The sequence below is a fragment of the Bacteroides sp. MSK.20.12 genome (genome assembly GCF_019052435.1).
Classification (GTDB): domain Bacteria; phylum Bacteroidota; class Bacteroidia; order Bacteroidales; family Bacteroidaceae; genus Bacteroides; species Bacteroides xylanisolvens.
Window position 1 is genome coordinate 21,487 of the sequence record NZ_JAHQVH010000021.1, and the last position, 19,186, is coordinate 40,672.

A 19,186-nucleotide genomic window follows, 5' to 3' on the forward strand; every position below is an offset into this window, starting at 1 on the left:
TTAAGGAAAGTGAATATCTATTTATTGGTTACGTTCTGTGCTGCTTGTCATTTCGCACGTATCTTGATAGCATTACCGTCCAGATAAAGTTCGAAATAACTGTCATAATATGTCATGCCCCCAGTAGTATTAGTCATCAGATGGAACTTCATAAGATCACTGTCAGTCAAGGTGTAGCTGTCGGTTCCCTTAACAACGGTTTCGGCTCCTGGCCGGACAGTGAAACGACTCAACACGTAATCATATAGATCTAATTTAAAATCAGAATCCGCCGGAAGTTCGTTTTCAACCGTAACGGTGGGGATGGTCACTTGATTGCCATTAATCGCAGCTTGCAGACAGAGGCTCCGTTCACTCATATACGTTCCCTCCTCCCTTGCTATTATTTTTCCGCCTTTCAGTTGCAGTATTCCTGTAGGGGCAACAAGCACTTCCTGCCCCTTTATGCTGTTGGAGATTTCAGCATCGCCTTCCATAATGAGCGTGGCATTATCACCGACAGAGATACCAATTAGCTGGTCATTATCATTCCCATCGCCGGAATATAGTTCGAAGCCGTTACCCAGCGTTAGTTTGCAAGACGCCCTAACAAATATGCAGGCGATATTAGTTGAATAGGTATCAGCATTTCCATAAATGTTGAGGTTGGTCAGCTTCAATGACGCGCCGTTTATAAGCTCAAAAAGGCTTTTGTCGCTAGCGGTACGGGAAATACTATAATTATCACCGCTGATAGGATTATTTCCGCCGTCAATAGCAATGTGTTTGCCGTCTATTGAAAAGGCAAAATGCTCTGCATCCGCAGCAACCCATATATATCCACCGAGGATGATTTGTGTTGGTGCATCCGCAGTGCCGTCTGCCGTTTCAATAGCGGTTTTCAGTTCGGCTACGGTAGTGACAAGCGTCTTGTTGCTGCTAACCGTCACAAGGCAGGTGGCGGACTTTTCGCGTGCGGTGGCGGTGATGGTGGCTGTTCCTTCAGCTACGGCGGTCACCAGTCCGTCTTTACTTACGGTGGCTACGGAAGTTTTGTCACTGCTCCATACTACGGATTCGGCAGTCACCCGGTCGGGGACAATGGTGGGAACCAGCGTTTCGGTCGCTCCCGATTTCAGGGTCAGAGTCTCATGATTGAGGGTGATGCTCTCTACGGGCACAGAGTTGTCGTCATTGTTGTCGTCGCCACAGGCGGTTGCCAACGTTGCTGCCATAAGGCAGAGGAAAAAGATTCTTAGTTGTTTCATACTTCTTTTGTCTTTCTAAAAGGGTGAATAAATCGTGTTCTCTTTTCGGACAAAAGTAATATGCAACAACGAAAAGGTATAGCCAAAATCCTGCATTGTATAGCCAAAATCCTGCAAATCTTGCAGGATTGCCGGAAATTCCATTGTTCGGAGAAACTTCTACCTATGCATTGATGGAAACAACAGCATTTGATGATAAAAGAGTATCGCCTTCTCCTTTAAAGTACAGACTTTTGTTGGCGGAACTCAGTAGGAGTCATTTTTACCAATTCGCGGAAATTGCGGTTGAAGGTGCGCATTGCCTTGAAGCCCGACGCTCCGGCAATGTCTTCGATTGTGTGGTTCGCGTAGTCCGGAAGCAGGAGCAAGTCCATGGCATGACGGATGCGCAGGCGGAGAAGATAATTTTGCAAGGTCAGTCCTGTGGCACACCCCACAGCGGCGGAGAGATTACGCTCGTTTGTGCCAAGAGCTTTAATCAGGTCGTCACGCTTGAAGTTGTAATCGAGGTACGGTTGTTCTTTCTGCAGATAGGCTTCGAGCTCTTCAAACAAGTGGTTGCTATCGCCAGATTGCAGGTAACAGATGAGGTCGCCCATATCGGCTTCGAGCGGTGGTTGGGGCAGTTTCCCATCCTGTTCGACGATAAAACGGCGTAGCATCTCGTAAGTGTAATGATAGTTAGTGTACAGCCATGCAAAAGCAGGATAGAAAACCACGATAAGGAAACTGAAACTAAACTCGGGTATTGGTCCCGGACAGACAAGTAAAACCCATGCGCCAATGCCGACACTCAACGCATAAAGGAAAGCGCGCATCGTCCACCGGAGTTCCAGTTTTGAGATACACTCTCCGGTCAATTCTTTTAAATGCGTGATGTAGTGGTGTTTTTTACGGAAAAAGAGGCGGACGTAAACGAACAGTTGTACGGTATAGGTGACACCGAACAAGGTCCGCACTGCCAACGGGAGATTGTGAACGACACACGCACGCCATTCTGCTAAAGAATATACACAGACGTCCGCTTCAATGCAGCAACTCACCACATACAGCAGAATGAAAACGAGCGAAGGCGCCGCATGCTTCATCACATTGGCAAAAGTGACGTATCTGCTGTCGAACAGCAATATCAACATAAACGTGAACATCAACGCCTGCGAAGAAGCAAGCACCAACACCAATATTGAGAATAAGTCCAACGACCGGTATACGCCGAACCCGTCAACCAGCAACTCCGCCAAATGACCGGCAGCGATAATGAGAGAAGCAGCGATGAAGAAATGGCATGCACGCCTGTATTTGGGATTAATGGCGTGCGCCATCTGCTTGAAGCAGACAAGACCGAAAGATATAGACAGACATATTCCGATAATAATGCCGTTTGTTAGTGTGTGTAAAGCCGGTATATCCATTGCTTAGCATTTATTTTCCCGACAAAGTTAATGAATCTTGACGAGAAACCGACTAGTTACACCCTGTAAAACTCGACAAGTCTGCAAAATCGTATAGAAACAACCTAATAGCTAATCTTCACTCCGGCAAAGAAACTTCTCGGCAGAGAAGGCCCGTAAATATAGCCGGAATCCCGATTAGCTCCTCTATCAAAGTCCTTCTGATAAGACTCAAAGAGGTTCTGAACTCCGCCGTTTAGTTGCAAATCGACTGTTTTGTATAGCTTGAAGTCATAAGCCAGTTTCACTCCCAAATCGAAGAAACGGGGTGTACGGATGGCTTCCGCCTTTCGTTCGGGCATTGCGCCCAGTTCGGCGTTCTCGGCGGTGATATCCATGCGTTGCACTAACATTCTCCCGGTATAAGTTCCTGACAGGGCAATGGATAAAGGTTTGATGGGAGTATAAGTAGCTGTGAAGTAACCATATGTATCGGGAGTACGGAAAATTTTCTTTTCTGCCGGTGCGTCGTCATGCCATTTATGAGGTTCATCGTATCGGCTGCGTTGCAAAGTGAGTCCCGCTTGTATTTGCAGGATGGAAAGATAAGCCACTTTGCCCTCCAGCGTTAGCCCCATCACTTTCGCGCCGGGACCGTTACTGCGTGTTTTTACCAATATCCCATCGCCACGGTCATAAGGTTCGCCCAACACGAAGACATCTGTCAGTCTTGTATAAAAGCCCTCGATCAAGAAATTCGTCTGGAATACTCCGAAACGGTGATACATATCTGCGGACGCACTGAAACTTTGGGATTTCTCTTCTTTCAAGTTCTTCGCACGCTCAATCATTGCCACTGTTCCGCCCACATTTTCAATATGCATATCTTCATCAAAAGCCTGCGGAGCACGGAATCCGGATGAATAGCTCAAACGCAGGTTTATATTCTGTGTCGGGTTGAAACGCAAGTTGGCACGGGGGCTAAAGATGACATTATCTACCATGTTATGCTTATCCAGACGACCACCGATCAGAATGCCCCAACGGTCGTTCTTCCACTCGTTCTGCAGAAAAGCACTGTAAATATTTACCGTCTGATCCGTGTGGCGGTCATATCCCCACATATTATCTTTCAGACGATCACGGTTATATTCAAGTCCTGCCGTGAGGTCAGAAGGCATAAAAAAACACTTATCAAACGTATGTACATACTGCGCGCCGCCCATAGCGGTTAAATCCGTTGTTTTTCCATAGGCTTTCAGAGGATCGTTACCCGGTCCGTAATAACTGTCCCGATCTGTATTGGCGGCTGACGCAAAGATACTTAGACGGTTCTTTTCATCTGGCGAGAAATAATCGAACTTCAAACTTCCACCATCAATCGAATGTTGCAACTGCTCTGCAATATGGGCTTCGTGAGGAGGACGGTCCAACATATCCCCTCCCCGACGGAATTCCTGCATGTGGTGATATTCGAAGGTTAGTTTGGAGTAAGTGCTTGTTTTCAGATAAGAGCGGAAGCCCACTGTCTGATTCTTCAATTTAGGTAGTTCGGTGAATCCGTCTCCGTCATAATCATATCCGGACCGGTGACGGTTCTGACCAAAGATATACAGTCCGGCACGATGATCGTCCGTCACTAATGAAGCATTCAGGGAGGTATTGTTATCGAATGAGGAGCCGCCCCCTAAAGCAGTAAGGGTGTGCGACAGCTGGCCGGAATTGCGCAAAGGCTCTTTGGTGATTATATTGATGGTTCCTGCAATGGCCGAAGAGCCGAACAAGGCGGAACCTCCCCCACGCATCACTTCTACGCGTTCAATCATGCTGGCGGGAATCTGTTCCAGGCCATACACTCCGGAAAGGGCACTGAATACGGGACGGGAATCTATCAAAATCTGCGTATACGGTCCGTCCAGTCCATTGATGCGGACTTGCTGGAAACCACAATTCTGGCAGTTTGTCTCTACACGTACACCGGGCTGAAAGTTCAGCCCTTGCGATAAAGTGGAAGAGTTAGTCGTTTCAAATAGCTTCAGATCGACGACATTTACCAAAGTAGGAGCCAAACGGCGCGTCGTTTCACTGCGGTTGGCGGAAACCACTACCCCATCCAAAGCAATCGCGTCCTCTTCTATTTCAAAATCCTCTTCCAGTGTCTTTCCTTTTTTCAGAGTCACGTTGCGGGTCACGGTCTTGTAGCCGACCGAGCTAACCTCCAGTATAAAGTTACCTTCCGGCAAATTCTTCAAAAAATAATGTCCGGTAGCGTCGGTCACGGTTCCTATCGTTGTTCCTTTCAGTGCAATGGTGATGTAAGGAAGGTGCTCTTTCGTTTTCTTATCCAGTACATGGCCTATGATGTTCGCATCGGATTTTTTCAGTTCAGGGTAGTCCGGATGTTCAGCCAATGCGTATGACAGGACACAATACAGGCCGGCCAGGACTAAAAGATATTTCTTCATTGTCGTTAGTCTTTTAATGTTTAAAATCAAAAATAATAATAAGGGAAAGGGAAGCAGCGATCATTAATCGTTGTTCCTAACTGATGAATACTGTTCCCGAAAAGATAGACTAAGCGACAGGAGGTGCTCTAAGAGATATGACGCCCGGACAAGAACGGTGATATGGCTCAACTTGCGGGCGGATAAACAGGATACATAATAGAGATAAAGCAGCGACCGCGAATGTAGGTATTAATCCGCTGTCTGTCACCAATACATGATTCAACAGGTGAATGAGTTGGAATTCAACCGTCGTATGGCTATGTTCACTGCCTTTTTTAAATGGATGCGAATGGACAATCGTTACCCCGTTTACTACATGGGAGTGAGTAAATAAAGTGATTCCTGCCATGTACGAGATAAACAGTACAGGCAAAAACCACTTCATTATATGTAGGTACAATTGTTTCATCCGGTAATCTTGCACATCTATTCTGTGCAGTAAAGTCAGGGTTTAGTTTGTTTTTTTGCAAAGATAAGGATTGTCTCCATGCAAAACAATCCCTATTTATAACGATTTTAAATCTTAACCGAATCTTAATAACTGATCTTCACCCCGGCAAAGAAGCTTCTCGGAAGTGACGGACCATAGATATAGCCGGAGTCACGGTCAGCTCCTTTATCGAAGTCGTCCTGATAGGCATTGAAAATATTCTGTATGCCGGCATTCAACTGGAGGTTCATCGACTTATAAAGTTTGAAGTCATAAGCAGCTTTCAAACCGATGTCGAAAAAGTCTTTGGTATTCACCGTTATCGGATTTTCAAGGAATCCCGGAACCGGCTCGTGGGGAACCAGCATCGAACCGGTATAGGTACCGGAAAGAGCGATAGATAACGGTTTTATCGGGGTGTAGGTTGCTGTAAAATAGCCGTAAGTATTTGGCGTACGCATCATTTTCTTCACCGCCGGAGCTTCTTTGTTCCAGATGTGCGGTTTGCTGTAATGGCTCTGTTGCAGAGTGACTCCCGCCTGAACTTGGATTTTATTCAGGTAAGCCATCTTTCCTTCCAGTGTCAATCCCATAACTTGCGCTCCTGATGCATTGTGACGGGTACGTGTCAGAATTCCATCCACTACCTCTCCGTCGGTAAGGGCAAAAACATCCGACAACTTTGTATAGAATCCTTCTACCAGGAAGTTAACCTGAAACGCACCAAAGCGATGATAAATATCTGCCGAAGCACTCAAGCTCTGTGATCTTTCTTCTTTCAGATTATCCGCCAGTTCAACCATCGCTACATTACCGCCTACATTTTCCACATGCAAATCTTCGTCGAAAGCCTGCGGAGCACGGAAGCCGGATGAGTAACTGAAACGAAGATTGATGTTTTCTGTCGGATTATAACGCAGGTTGGCACGCGGACTGAATATCACATGGTTAATCAGATTATGCTTATCCAAACGGCCGCCAATCAGGAATCCCCAATGATCATTTTTCCATTCGTTCTGAAGGAAAGCACTACCGATATTCACTTTCTGGTCTACCGTGCGGTTGTATCCCCACATGTTATCTTCCAGTTTGTCCTGATTGAACTCTATTCCGGCAGTCAGGTCGGAAGGCATGAAGATGCATTTGCCGAAGCTGTAGACATACTGTGAGCCTGCCATCCAGTTCAAGTCAGTGGTGTTTCCGTAAGCATCCAAAGGGTCTCTGTCACCTGGACCATAATAGCTGTCGCGATTGATATGCTGTGCAGATGCAAACACATTGAAACGATGGTTCTCGTTAGGGGAGAAATAATCGAACTTCAGTCCTCCGCCATTGATTGAGTGTTCGGTCTGCTCCGCCACATTCGCTTCATGAGGCGGGCGGTTCAATAAGTCTCCTCCCCTGCGGAATTCTTCCATGTGGTGATATTCAAAAGTAAGTTTCGAATAAGTCGTTGTTTTCAGGAACGAACGGAAACCAATTGTCTGACCGTGCAATTTGGGTATTTCGGAATATCCGTCGCCGTCATGGTCATACGCAGAACGGTGGCGGTTCTGACCGAAGATATACAGACCTGCACGCTGGTCGTCCGTCACGAGAGACGCATTCAATGCCGTACTGTTGTCGAAAACGTCGCCATCGCCAATTCCCGTAATCGTATGAGATAACATACCAGAGTTGCGCATCGGTTCTTTGGTGATGATATTGATTGTACCGGCAATGGCAGATGAGCCGAACAGTGCCGAGCCGCCTCCACGCATCACTTCCACACGTTCTATCATGCTGGCAGGAATCTGTTCGATACCATACACACCGGAAAGCGCACTAAAAATGGGACGGGAATCGAGCAGGATTTGCGTATAAGGGCCATCCAGTCCATTGATACGCACTTGCTGGAAACCGCAATTCTGACAATTGGACTCTACACGAACACCCGGCTGAAAGCTCAAGCCTTGTGCCAAAGTCGTAGAATTGGTATTCTCAAAGATTTTCAAATCTACTACATTCACCAGTGTCGGAGCAAGACGTCGGGTGGTTTCATTACGATTGGCAGATACGACTACGCCATCCAAAGCAACCGCGTCTTCTTCTATCTCGAAATCTTCTTCCAATGTACGCCCTTTCTTCAGCGTCACATTCCGTCTGACGGTTTTATATCCCACCGAACTAACCTCCAGCACAAAATCACCTTCGGGAAGATTCTTCAAGAAATAATGTCCGGTAGCATCGGTCACTGTTCCGATGGTCGTACCTTTCAAGGCGACTGTAATATAGGGTAAATGCTCTTTTGTATTTTTATCAAGAATATGGCCAACAATGTTGGCATCTGACTTACGTAATTCGGGATGATCAGGATATTCATGGGCTTGTCCTTCGAGGGCAGGCAACAATGTGCAGCACAAGCAGACAAGCGAAAAGATGTAATTCTTCATTTTTCGTTTGTTATTCGTTTTCGATAAGTATTTACATGGATAGACAGATAATGCCCTACCTCATGCAAGGTACGGTATCATCATTTAAAGAATAGAGAAACGAATAACCGGGGGTGCCCTAAGTCCCACTACCCCATGATACGGACAATGATAGTGAGTGTGTTGCGAACGTCCGGGCAACAAGCATAATAAAAAAGGAATGAAAAGGGAAAGAGCAAAAACAACAGCCGCACCGTCTGCCGTTAAGTGAGACAGACAATGAATCAGCTGTAGTTCGACTGTAGAATGTTCATGTGCCGCCCCTTTCTTAAACGGGTGTGAATGGACGATTGTCACGCCATTGACCACATGCACGTGGGCAAAGAATGTAAAGCTTACCAGATACGATACAAACAGTATCGGCAAGAAGTAGCGTGTAATATTCAATAACAATCGTTTCACCTCATTTTTTTCTTTGAGACGACAAAGATACGAACTATTTATTTAACAATCAATTATTATATGAAATTCTGTTAATATACAGCCGAGGCTATTACTTGAATAAACAAAATTAAGAATACCATGGCAATCGGATAAACAGTTGCGTAAGCTACGCTCGGAATATTGCTATCCACCATCGAGTCAGCGGCAGCGAGTCCCGGAGTACTTGTCATCCCTCCCGTAATAGTTCCCAGCAAATCGAGCAGACTGATTTTAAATACGAAATGTCCGACAATGGCTGCAACAAGCATTGGCACCAATGTGATGGCGGCTCCTACTCCGAACATCAATAATCCGCTTTCCTGGAAGGTAGCTACCAGATTCTTACCGGCAGAAGTTCCCACTTCGGCAAGGAAAAGAAGCAGACCTAACTGGCGCAACAACTGATTGGCAGGTCCGGACATAGACCAGATAATGGGTCCTGTCTTACCTATCGCACTCAACACAAGAGCTACCATCAAAACTCCCCCGGTCAGTCCCGGTGAGAATGACAGGCTATCAGAGAAAGAGATATTTATTTTGCCGAATAACACGCCCAATACAATACCCATTGCAATGGGGAAAAAGTCCGTATCAGATAGTTTCTTCGCATTATTTCCCAACAGGCGGGCTACTCCTTTAAGTCCCTCTTTCTCACCGACTACCATCAGTTTATCACCAAACTTCAAGGCTAGATCGGGAGACGGAGATAAATCAATACCGCTTCGACGAACACGAGTCACTGTACAACCAAAGTTTTTCTGTAAGTTCAAATCACCCAGCTGTTTGTTTATCATGTCTTTTTTAGTCAACAACAAAGATTCTATTTCCTGTGTTTTATCCAAAGGCAGTTCACCTTCTTCTCTATTGCCTACCAACACAGCCAGTTGATCCAGTGACTCTTCGCTGCCTACGGCTTGTATGTAGTCTCCTTCATGCAACACCGTATGGGCGGTAGGAATGGATATTTCATCATTGTGTTTCAGACGTGAAATGACAGCACCTGTCATACCACGCGCATTAATTTGCACCAAGCTGCGATCGAACACATTCGCATTAGTGACGCGATAAATACAAGTAGTCAATTCCGGGAATTGTCCGCGACGTTCTATCTCCAGGCGACGGGCTTCTTTATCTAAATCCACCCGCATGATTTTAGGCAACAGCTTGACAAACAGAATCACGCCGATCACTCCAAACGGATATGCGATACCGTAAGCAATGGATGCCAGAGGAGAATTGGTACTGTCGATGGCAACAGCCAAACCCGGCGTACTAGTCAGCGCTCCGGCAATCAGACCGACAACACTCGGTGTATCGATATCAAATGCATATTTCAGTCCGACTGCGGTAAGACAGGCGGAACAAATAATAAGCATAGTGATGAGAATAAGCGTCTTTCCTTTGCTACGGAAAGAATCGAAGAATCCGGGCCCTGCCTGAATACCGATGGTAAAAATGAAGAGCACCAAGCCGAAGTTTCCTAATTCTTTAGGAATGATAACACCAAAATGCCCGAAAAGAAGGGCAATGAAAATAACTGCCGACACATCGAGAGATAACCCCTTAATTTTAATTCTTCCCAGCATAAATCCCAATGCGACAATCAGGAAAAGGGAAAAATAAGAGGAATGCAATAAGTCAGTAAACATAAAAAATAAAGGTTAGTTAGTTTAAGGGCGCGAAGGTACGGATTTTATTTAATCCTCACAACATTCCTTGCAGCAAGTAGTTTTTTCGTCTTCAAACTCCAAAGTGGCATGATGAATACCTGCCTCTTCAAGTGCTTCCTTTATATGCTGTTTCACTTCTTCCAACTGTGTGATATTGTCAATAACAATATGGGCAGTCAAAGCGGTTTCCGTTGTGCTTAACGCCCAGATATGCAGGTGATGGCAATTCTCCACGCCGGGTTGTTCCATGATAAGTTGCTGTATCTTTTGAGCGTCTATCCCCACCGGTACTCCATCCAACGACAACCGAAGGCTATCGTGAAGCAATCCCCAAGTAGAGACAATAATGACAACAGCAATGCCAAGCCCGATAATCGGGTCAATAATGCTCCATCCTGTATAGGTGATAATAATACCGGAAGCAACTACGCCCACAGAAACCAATGCATCTGCTGCCATATGCAGGTAAGCTCCTTTCACATTCAGATCCTTATCTTTATCTTTCATAAAGAGCCAGGCAGTCAGCGCGTTGATGACCACTCCCACCCCGGCTGTCCATGCGATGGCAGAACCATCTACGGAAACCGGATGGAACAATTTATCTATACTCTCGGCAATGATAATGCCCACGGCAACCAATAATATAACTGCATTTAATAAAGAGACAAGAATCGTACTCTTCTTATATCCATACGTGTAACGGCTATTGGGATGAACTTTCTGCAACCGGAAAGCCAACATAGCAAGCACCAGACTGGCTACATCACCCAAGTTATGCCCAGCATCAGAAAGCAATCCCAGAGAATTATAATAAAACCCTACTCCGAATTCTACGATAACAAAAGCAATATTCAGAGTGATGCCTATAATGAAGGCCTTATTGAGCGATATCAACTGATGATTATGTTCGTGGTGATGATGAGGTTCCATATTATATATTGTTATTATATCTATAATCTAAAAAACATCTCATCGGGAGATTGGTTCATCCCCATTCCACTTTCGGCAATAGTAACGGCTCCCCTCCAGAAAAAACAAGCCACCGAAATGAATGAATCATCCCGATGGCTTATCCCCTTTAAACACCTTTAAACAAAATGAAAATATGCCTCATATACTAACTAAACTAACTAACCCTCGAGGCATATTTTAAAGAGGCTGTCGCATCAACCTCTTTTTATTATAGACAGCTTTCGCTCTCTAATCTTATTTACGAGCTTCGGCAATATAACCGAGAGCTTCTTCACATTTTGCAGTTACATAAGCCCAGTCTTCTGCTGCCACTTTATCTTTCGGGAACAACTTAGAGCCCATACCTACGCAGAATACACCAGCTTTAATCCATGCAGTCAGGTTTTCTTTAGTAGGTTCTACCCCACCTGTTACCATCAGCTTAGACCATGGCATCGGAGCCATCAAGCCTTTCACGAAGTTAGTTTCGTAAACATCACCCGGGAATACTTTGCAAAGATCGCAACCTACTTCCTGCGCAAAACCTACTTCTGACACAGAACCGCATCCCGGAGTATAAGCTACCGAACGACGATTACATACCTTAGCAATTTCAGGATTGAACAACGGACCTACTACGAAGTTAGCACCCAGCTGCAAGTACATAGCAGCAGTAGCCGGATCAACGATAGAACCGATACCGATTGCCATTTCAGGACATTCTTTTGCTGCGAACTTAACGATTTCAGCAAATACTTCCTGTGCGAAGTCACCACGGTTTGTGAATTCAAAAGCACGAACACCACCGTCATAACAAGCCTTTACTACTTTCTTTGCAACTTCTGCATCTTTGTGATAGAATACAGGAACCATTCCTGTAGAGCCGATCTTATTCAATACGGCTATTTTATCGAATTTTGCCATCTTAATTTCTTATTTTAAATGAATTGGTTTTTCAAACTCTCAACTCTCCATTCTCAACTCTCAACTTATTTACCTCTGTACGCGACCGCTTGCGTCACCACCAGCCAATGCTTCTACTTCTTCTATAGAAACAAGGTTGAAGTCACCATTGATAGTATGTTTCAATGCAGATGCAGCAACAGCGAATTCAAGAGCAGCACCCTGATTAGGTTTAGTCATCAAACCATGGATGATACCGCCGGAGAAAGAGTCACCACCACCTACACGGTCGATAATCGGATCGATATCATAACGTTTTGAAGTATAGAATTCTTCTCCGTTGTAGATCATAGCTTTCCAACCGTTGTGAGTAGCAGAGAAAGATTCGCGCAAAGTAGAAACTACATATTTGAATCCGAATTCTTTCATCATTTGCTGGAAGATACCCTTGTAGCCTTCAGCATCTGTGTGGCCAGCCTCAACGTCAGCATCCGGTTTGAAGCCCAAGCAAAGTTCTGCATCTTCTTCGTTACCGATACATACGTCTACAAACTGCATCAACGGTTTCATGATAGACTGTGCTTTTTCTTTCGTCCACAGTTTCTTACGGAAGTTCAAGTCAACAGAAACAGTTACGCCGTGACGTTTTGCAGCTTCACAAGCCAGACGAGTCAACTCGGCAGCCTTGTCAGAAATAGCCGGAGTGATACCAGACCAGTGGAACCAGTCAGCACCTTCCATGATAGCATCAAAGTCGAAATCAGTAGCGTCAGCTTCAGCAATTGCAGAATGAGCACGGTCATAAATAACTTTGCTAGGACGCATAGAAGCACCTGTTTCCAAGTAGTAGATACCTACACGGTCGCCACCACGGGCAATAAAGTCTGTCTTTACGCCATATTTACGCAATGCGTTAACAGCAGACTGTCCAATTTCGTGTTTCGGTAATTTAGTTACGAAATAGGCGTCATGTCCGTAGTTGGCACAGCTCACTGCAACGTTAGCTTCTCCACCACCATATACTACATCAAAAGAGTCAGATTGAACAAAACGAGTATTACCCGGAGTTGATAATCTAAGCATGATTTCGCCTAATGTAACGACTTTCTTTCCCATAATCTTATGTTTTAAATTCTAAGTTATTAATATTATGAACTTTCAATTTATCATTTCATCCCTATTTTAGGGGTTAACACGCTGATAATATGCCTATTAATCCATAAAAAGACTAACACCACATACCTTTCGTGTGCGGGCACAAAGATACAACAATTTTCGTAATTACAAAAATTGTTATATATTTGTATCGAAAATATTAAGATTATTATTGTGTGCGAGCACAAAAACCTATATAAATAAAGGTTATCGTATGAATAAATTGCCCGAAAGGATCAGAATCAAAGACATCGCCCGTCTGGCAGATGTATCAGTGGGAACAGTAGACCGCGTTATTCATGGACGTAGCGGAGTGTCGGAAGCCAGCAAGAAACGCGTAGAAGAAATTCTGAAGCAGCTTGACTACCAGCCCAACATGTACGCCAGCGCTTTGGCTTCTAATAAGAAGTATACGTTTATCTGTCTGCTGCCGGAGCATCTGGAAGGCGAATACTGGACAGCGGTAGAAACCGGTATCCACGAAGCTATTGCCACCTATTCGGATTTCAATACTTCGGTGAAAATCAACTATTACGATCCGTACGACTACCATTCATTCGAGAATGCCAGCGAAGCCATTCTGGCTTTACAGCCGGACGGAGTGATGGTAGCTCCTACCGCTCCGCAGTATACGAAAGGTTTCACCGATCAGTTGCAGGCATTGGATATACCTTATATATATATAGACTCCAATATCAAAGACGTTCCTCCCCTCGCCTTCTTCGGTCAGAACTCACGCCAAAGCGGATACTTCGCTGCCAGAATGATGATGTTACTGGCACGGGATGAAAAGGAAATCGTTATTTTCCGCAAGATACATGAAGGAATTGTGGGCTCTAACCAGCAAGAGAACAGAGAAATCGGTTTCAGGCAGTACATGAAAGAACATCATCCGTCTTGTACTATACTGGAGCTCGACTTGCATGCCGAACGCAACGACGAAGACAATGAGATGCTGGATGAATTCTTCCGTACCTATCCGACAGTGAAGAACGGAATCACATTCAACTCTAAAGCCTATATCGTCGGCGAATACCTGCAAAGTCGCGGAAAGAAAGATTTCAATCTGATAGGCTATGACCTTCTGGAACGGAATGTCACCTGCCTGAAAGAAGGAAGCATCTCTTTCCTCATTGCCCAGCAACCGGAACTGCAAGGCGCCAATGGCATCAAAGCTCTTTGCGATCACCTTATTTTCAAGAAAGAAGTGACCTGCATCAACTATATGCCCATCGACTTGTTAACGGTAGAAACAATAGACTATTACCATAGCAAATAACAACAAAGTACAACTTTACAAGTACATTACATGGAAACAAAGTATTTAAGAATTAATCCTGCCGACAACGTTGCCGTTGCCATTGTTAACCTCCCGGCAGGAGAGCATCTTTCTGTAGATGACATTGAAATTACATTGAACGAAGACATTCCCGCCGGACATAAATTCGCATTGAAGAATTTTGCTGAAGGCGAAAATGTAATCAAGTACGGTTATCCTATCGGACATGCACGAATGGCAAAGAAACAGGGTGACTGGATGAACGAAACGAACATCAAAACCAACCTCGCCGGATTGTTGGATTACACTTACAACCCGATTCAGGTTTCTTTGGATATTCCTCATAAAGATCTTACATTCAAAGGTTATCGTCGCAAAAACGGTGATGTAGGGGTAAGAAACGAAATATGGATTATCCCGACGGTAGGTTGCGTAAACGGTATCATCGGTCAACTGGCTGAAGGACTGCGTCACGAAACCGAAGGCAAGGGAGTGGATGCCATTGTCGCTTTCCCACACAACTACGGTTGCTCACAACTTGGTGACGACCACGAAAATACGAAAAAGATTCTTCGTGACATGGTGCTTCACCCCAATGCGGGCGCCGTATTGGTAGTAGGCTTAGGATGCGAAAATAACCAGCCGGACGTGTTCCGTGAGTTTCTGGGCGAGTTTGATGAAGACCGCGTGAAGTTCATGGTTACTCAAAAGGTAGGTGACGAATATGAAGAAGGAATGGAAATCCTGCGCGATTTATATGCAAAGGCTTCTAAAGATGAACGTACCGATGTTCCTCTGTCCGAACTGCGTGTGGGATTGAAATGCGGTGGCTCCGATGGTTTCTCCGGCATTACGGCAAACCCGCTACTGGGTATGTTCTCCGATTTCCTGATTGCACAGGGAGGCACAAGTGTATTGACAGAAGTTCCGGAAATGTTCGGCGCAGAAACCATCCTGATGAACCGTTGCAAAAACGAGGAACTGTTTGAACAGACCGTCCATCTGATTAATGACTTCAAAGAATACTTCCTGTCACACGGAGAGCCTGTCGGCGAAAATCCTTCTCCGGGAAACAAAGCCGGCGGTATCTCTACTCTGGAAGAAAAAGCATTGGGATGTACCCAAAAGTGCGGAAAGAGCTATGTATCCGGCGTGATGCCTTACGGTGAACGTTTACAGAAAAAAGGTCTTAATCTGCTTTCTGCTCCGGGCAATGACCTGGTTGCAGCCACCACCCTTGCTGCAAGCGGATGCCACATGGTACTTTTCACCACCGGACGTGGTACTCCTTTCGGTACTTTTGTTCCAACCATGAAGATTTCCACCAACTCGACGCTGGCTAAAAACAAACCAGGATGGATTGACTTCAACGCTGGTGTGATTGTAGAAAATGAACCGATGGAAAAGACTTGCGAACGTTTCATTGATTATATCATCAAAGTGGCAAGCGGTGAATTCGTAAACAACGAAAAGAAAGGCTATCGCGAAATTGCTATCTTTAAAACAGGTGTAACCTTGTAAATTGTTCTTTTTTTGATACAGTAACTTATACGAAGTTAAAAGGCACATCATTAACACCATAGAATTGCTATCCCCTACTCAACAAGAAGTTGAACGGGACAGCAATTCTTTTTTGTATAATACCATATCAAAGCCTCATCATACCATTGAACTCTTTATTATCAAAATATTCAAGCAAAAAGTTTGTTCATCTGAAATCTTTTATTTTACTTTGCATCACAAAGCACTTTTTATATGAATAAAGATAAAGCATTAGAATCGGTAAATGAGATAAAAGAGTTGATGGAAAAGTCCTCAAAGTTTATCTCTCTAAGTGGTCTCGCTGCAATCATGGCGGGCATTTATGCATTAGTTGGCGCATATATCGCCACACAAGTTATTACACCGGACACTCATTTAATTGTTGCCCTTGAATTGATGGCTATAATAGCCTCGCTCGTATTGGTAGCTGCTGCGGTCACTGCTTGCATCCTGTCCTATTACAAATCCAAGAAGACAGGGCAAAAATTTTTCAGCCGCCTCACTTACCGGGCATTGTGGAATTTCTCTCTTCCGATGCTGACCGGAGGTGTTTTATGTATTTCCATCCTTATGCACGAGTATTATGACATCCTGGCTTCGGTCATGCTTCTATTTTATGGGCTGGCACTGGTCAACGTTTCCAAGTTTACTTATTCCAGCATCATATGGTTAGGTTATGCTTTCATCTGTTTGGGCGTCGTAGACTGTTTTTGGGAAGGTCATTCATTATTGTTTTGGACCATCGGTTTCGGCGGTTTCCATATCCTCTATGGTATATTGTTCTATTTACACTACGAAAGAAAGAGATCATAAATGATAGAAGCATTCCAATATATTAATAAAGCATTCGAAAGCAAGGTCCGACTGGGCATCATGGCTATTCTGATGGTAAATGAGGAAGCTGATTTCAATTTTCTGAAAGAGCAGCTCTCTCTGACCGACGGCAATCTTGCCAGCCATACCCGTGCCCTAGAAGAACTGGGATATATCGTATGCAACAAAAGTTTTGTCGGACGAAAACCACGGACTGTTTTTCAGGCAACCCCGCAAGGCAGAGAAGCTTTCAAATCGCATATTGAAGCCTTAGAGAAATTTCTAAAATCAAAATAAATAATTCATCAAAACACTACTGGCTTATGGACGCTTTCAATGAAAATTTAAATGAGCAACAGGCGCAGCAACCTATGGGATGCCTCCACCGTTTCTCCAAAACAATCAAGGTTGTCATCATCGGATTATTAATCCTTCTCCTGATGATCCCCATGTTTATGATTGAGAATCTTATTTCCGAACGGGGACGAACCCAGGAAGAAGCTATCGACGAGGTAAGCGAAAAATGGAGTCTTGCACAGACCATCACTGGCCCTTACCTGAATCTCCAGTATCCGGTTGTCACTGAAAACAACGGTGAGAAGAAGGTTTCCATCAAAGACCTGATACTTTTTCCTGACGAGCTTATGGTCAATGGACAACTGAAGACTGAAATCCTGAAAAGAAGTATCTATGAGGTCAATGTATATCAATCGGAACTGACATTGAAAGGTTCATTCAGTTCGGAAGAATTGAAAAAGAGCAGAATAGACATGGACCAGTTGCAGTTTGACAGGGCAGCTATTTGCTTGAACCTGACCGATATGCGGGGTATCAGCGAACAAATCAGCATCACCTTGGGAGATTCTGTTTATATATTCGAACCGGGTATGGACAACAGAGGAATAGCTAACACCGGAGTTCATGCGATCGCTAATTTGTCGGAGTTGAAGCAGAACAAAAAACTGCCATACGAAATAAAAATCAAACTGAAAGGTTCACAGTCACTCAACTTTATTCCATTGGGTAAAACAACCCGTGTAGATCTGAAAGCCAACTGGAATACACCGAGCTTTACCGGAAACTATCTGCCTAACAACCGGAATATTACGGAGAAGGAATTTTCCGCACAATGGCAAGTTTTAAACTTGAACCGGAATTACTCACAAGTGATGGTTGACTTCAACACCTCAAATATCAAGGATATTGAGAGTTCCAGTTTCGGTGTGAACTTCAAAATTCCGGTGGAACAGTACCAACAGTCTATGCGTTCCGCAAAGTATGCCATTCTGATTATCCTACTGACTTTCGGAGTTATCTTCTTCACTGAAATCATGAACAAGACCCGCATTCATGCCTTGCAGTATTTATTGGTAGGACTGGCTCTCTGTCTATTCTACAGCCTGCTCCTCTCCTTCTCCGAACACGTCGGTTTCAACCCGGCCTATTTGTTATCTTCTGCACTGACTATTATACTGGTAGGCGGATATATGTTCGGAATCACCAAGAAAAAGAAACCGTCATTAATCATGTCCGGTTTGTTGGCTATACTCTATATTTATATCTTTGTGCTTATCCAACTGGAGACTTTCGCATTATTGGCAGGCAGCTTAGGACTGTTTATCATTCTGGCAATAGTGATGTATTTTTCAAAGAAAATAGACTGGTTTAATGAATAAGATTCTATTTCTCAAGCTGTCAATTAGAAAACTATGGATATAATATATATTAAAGGAGATGCTACATCTCCTATCTCACCGGGTAATAAAATCATCACTCACATCTGCAATGATATTGGAGGATGGGGAAAAGGATTCGTATTGGCACTTTCCAAAAAATGGAAAGTTACCGAAGAAGCTTACCGCCAATGGTATAAATCCCAAGAAGAATTCTCCTTAGGAGATGTACAGTTCGTCCACGTGGCAGATGATATATATGTCGCCAATATGATAGGACAGCAGGGTATCTACAAAAATACAAATGGATTACCTCCTATCCGCTATGAAGCAGTCCGACAATGTTTAAAAAAAGTAGCCTTGTTTGCAATGGAACAGAAGGCAAGTATACATATGCCACGAATTGGTTGTGGATTGGCTGGCGGGAAATGGGAGCTTATCGAACAAATTATCAAAGAAGAATTAATTGATAAAGAAATAGCTGTAACCGTATATGATTTATGAATAAATCCAGAGTTACTCAATAAACAAGAGGCTTTCTTCTGAAACACTTGACAAATGGCTTTTTATTTTGTATCTTTGAGGAAACAAAAGCAATAAGAGGAATGAAAAATATAAGAAAAATAGAGACATAAAAAGCCTTTAAACTGATACATTTCAGTATTAGTACAGATATATCATAGGGCAATAATCTAACGATCATTGCCCTATTTTGTTTATATTTTTACTTA

Annotated in this window: 16 protein-coding genes; 6 read left to right on the forward strand and 10 right to left on the reverse strand. The window is 44.1% G+C overall.

What is annotated here, in order from left to right; all coding sequences use genetic code 11:
- Positions 1-47 precede the first annotated feature (47 nt).
- The 10 genes from KTR06_RS12510 to KTR06_RS12555 form a co-directional block, all read right to left on the reverse strand.
- The gene (locus tag KTR06_RS12510; protein WP_217290384.1) at positions 48-1,247 is read right to left on the reverse strand and encodes an Ig-like domain-containing protein; all 1,200 of its coding nucleotides are present in this window, start codon (positions 1,245-1,247) and stop codon (positions 48-50) included.
- A 218-nt stretch (positions 1,248-1,465) separates the two neighbouring features.
- On the reverse strand, positions 1,466-2,659 hold the full coding sequence (locus tag KTR06_RS12515; protein WP_141409364.1) for an AraC family transcriptional regulator: 1,194 nt from the start codon (positions 2,657-2,659) through the stop codon (positions 1,466-1,468).
- Between the two features lie 104 nt (positions 2,660-2,763).
- Positions 2,764-5,103, reverse strand: a complete 2,340-nt coding sequence (locus KTR06_RS12520; protein ID WP_004312544.1) for a TonB-dependent receptor — start codon at positions 5,101-5,103, stop codon at positions 2,764-2,766.
- Between the two features lie 109 nt (positions 5,104-5,212).
- Positions 5,213-5,554, reverse strand: coding sequence for a hypothetical protein (locus KTR06_RS12525; protein WP_008770610.1), 342 nt, complete (start codon positions 5,552-5,554; stop codon positions 5,213-5,215).
- 125 nt (positions 5,555-5,679) lie between these two features.
- A complete protein-coding gene (locus KTR06_RS12530; RefSeq protein ID WP_217290385.1) occupies positions 5,680-8,007 on the reverse strand; it encodes a TonB-dependent receptor in 2,328 nt (775 codons plus the stop codon).
- A gap of 84 nt (positions 8,008-8,091) precedes the next feature.
- Positions 8,092-8,448 carry a hypothetical protein gene (locus tag KTR06_RS12535; protein WP_032851504.1) on the reverse strand — a complete coding sequence of 119 codons (357 nt, stop codon included), beginning with the start codon at positions 8,446-8,448 and terminating at the stop codon, positions 8,092-8,094.
- 71 nt (positions 8,449-8,519) lie between these two features.
- Positions 8,520-10,118, reverse strand: coding sequence for an aspartate:alanine exchanger family transporter (locus KTR06_RS12540; protein ID WP_009040471.1), 1,599 nt, complete (start codon positions 10,116-10,118; stop codon positions 8,520-8,522).
- A 48-nt stretch (positions 10,119-10,166) separates the two neighbouring features.
- A complete protein-coding gene (locus tag KTR06_RS12545) occupies positions 10,167-11,069 on the reverse strand; it encodes a cation diffusion facilitator family transporter (RefSeq protein WP_074910586.1) in 903 nt (300 codons plus the stop codon).
- Between the two features lie 276 nt (positions 11,070-11,345).
- Entirely contained in the window at positions 11,346-12,014 is a 669-nt protein-coding gene (locus KTR06_RS12550) for a bifunctional 4-hydroxy-2-oxoglutarate aldolase/2-dehydro-3-deoxy-phosphogluconate aldolase (RefSeq protein WP_217290386.1), read from the reverse strand.
- A 69-nt stretch (positions 12,015-12,083) separates the two neighbouring features.
- Positions 12,084-13,109, reverse strand: a complete 1,026-nt coding sequence (locus KTR06_RS12555) for a sugar kinase (RefSeq protein WP_015530936.1) — start codon at positions 13,107-13,109, stop codon at positions 12,084-12,086.
- A gap of 253 nt (positions 13,110-13,362) precedes the next feature.
- Between KTR06_RS12555 and KTR06_RS12560 the strand changes: the two genes are divergently transcribed.
- The 6 genes from KTR06_RS12560 to KTR06_RS12585 all read left to right on the forward strand — a co-directional run bounded on the left by KTR06_RS12560 (position 13,363) and on the right by KTR06_RS12585 (position 18,959).
- Entirely contained in the window at positions 13,363-14,427 is a 1,065-nt protein-coding gene (locus KTR06_RS12560; protein WP_004303832.1) for a LacI family DNA-binding transcriptional regulator, read from the forward strand.
- 30 nt (positions 14,428-14,457) lie between these two features.
- Positions 14,458-15,948, forward strand: a complete 1,491-nt coding sequence (locus tag KTR06_RS12565; protein ID WP_008022926.1) for a UxaA family hydrolase — start codon at positions 14,458-14,460, stop codon at positions 15,946-15,948.
- A 234-nt stretch (positions 15,949-16,182) separates the two neighbouring features.
- Positions 16,183-16,782, forward strand: a complete 600-nt coding sequence (locus KTR06_RS12570; protein ID WP_217290387.1) for a hypothetical protein — start codon at positions 16,183-16,185, stop codon at positions 16,780-16,782.
- Positions 16,783-17,079: a transcriptional regulator gene (locus KTR06_RS12575; RefSeq protein WP_004313179.1), complete on the forward strand. Its 297-nt coding sequence runs from the start codon at positions 16,783-16,785 to the stop codon at positions 17,077-17,079.
- A 26-nt stretch (positions 17,080-17,105) separates the two neighbouring features.
- Positions 17,106-18,458, forward strand: coding sequence for a cell envelope integrity protein CreD (gene creD, locus KTR06_RS12580; RefSeq protein WP_217290388.1), 1,353 nt, complete (start codon positions 17,106-17,108; stop codon positions 18,456-18,458).
- Between the two features lie 33 nt (positions 18,459-18,491).
- A complete protein-coding gene (locus tag KTR06_RS12585; protein ID WP_049702551.1) occupies positions 18,492-18,959 on the forward strand; it encodes a macro domain-containing protein in 468 nt (155 codons plus the stop codon).
- Positions 18,960-19,186 lie beyond the last annotated feature (227 nt).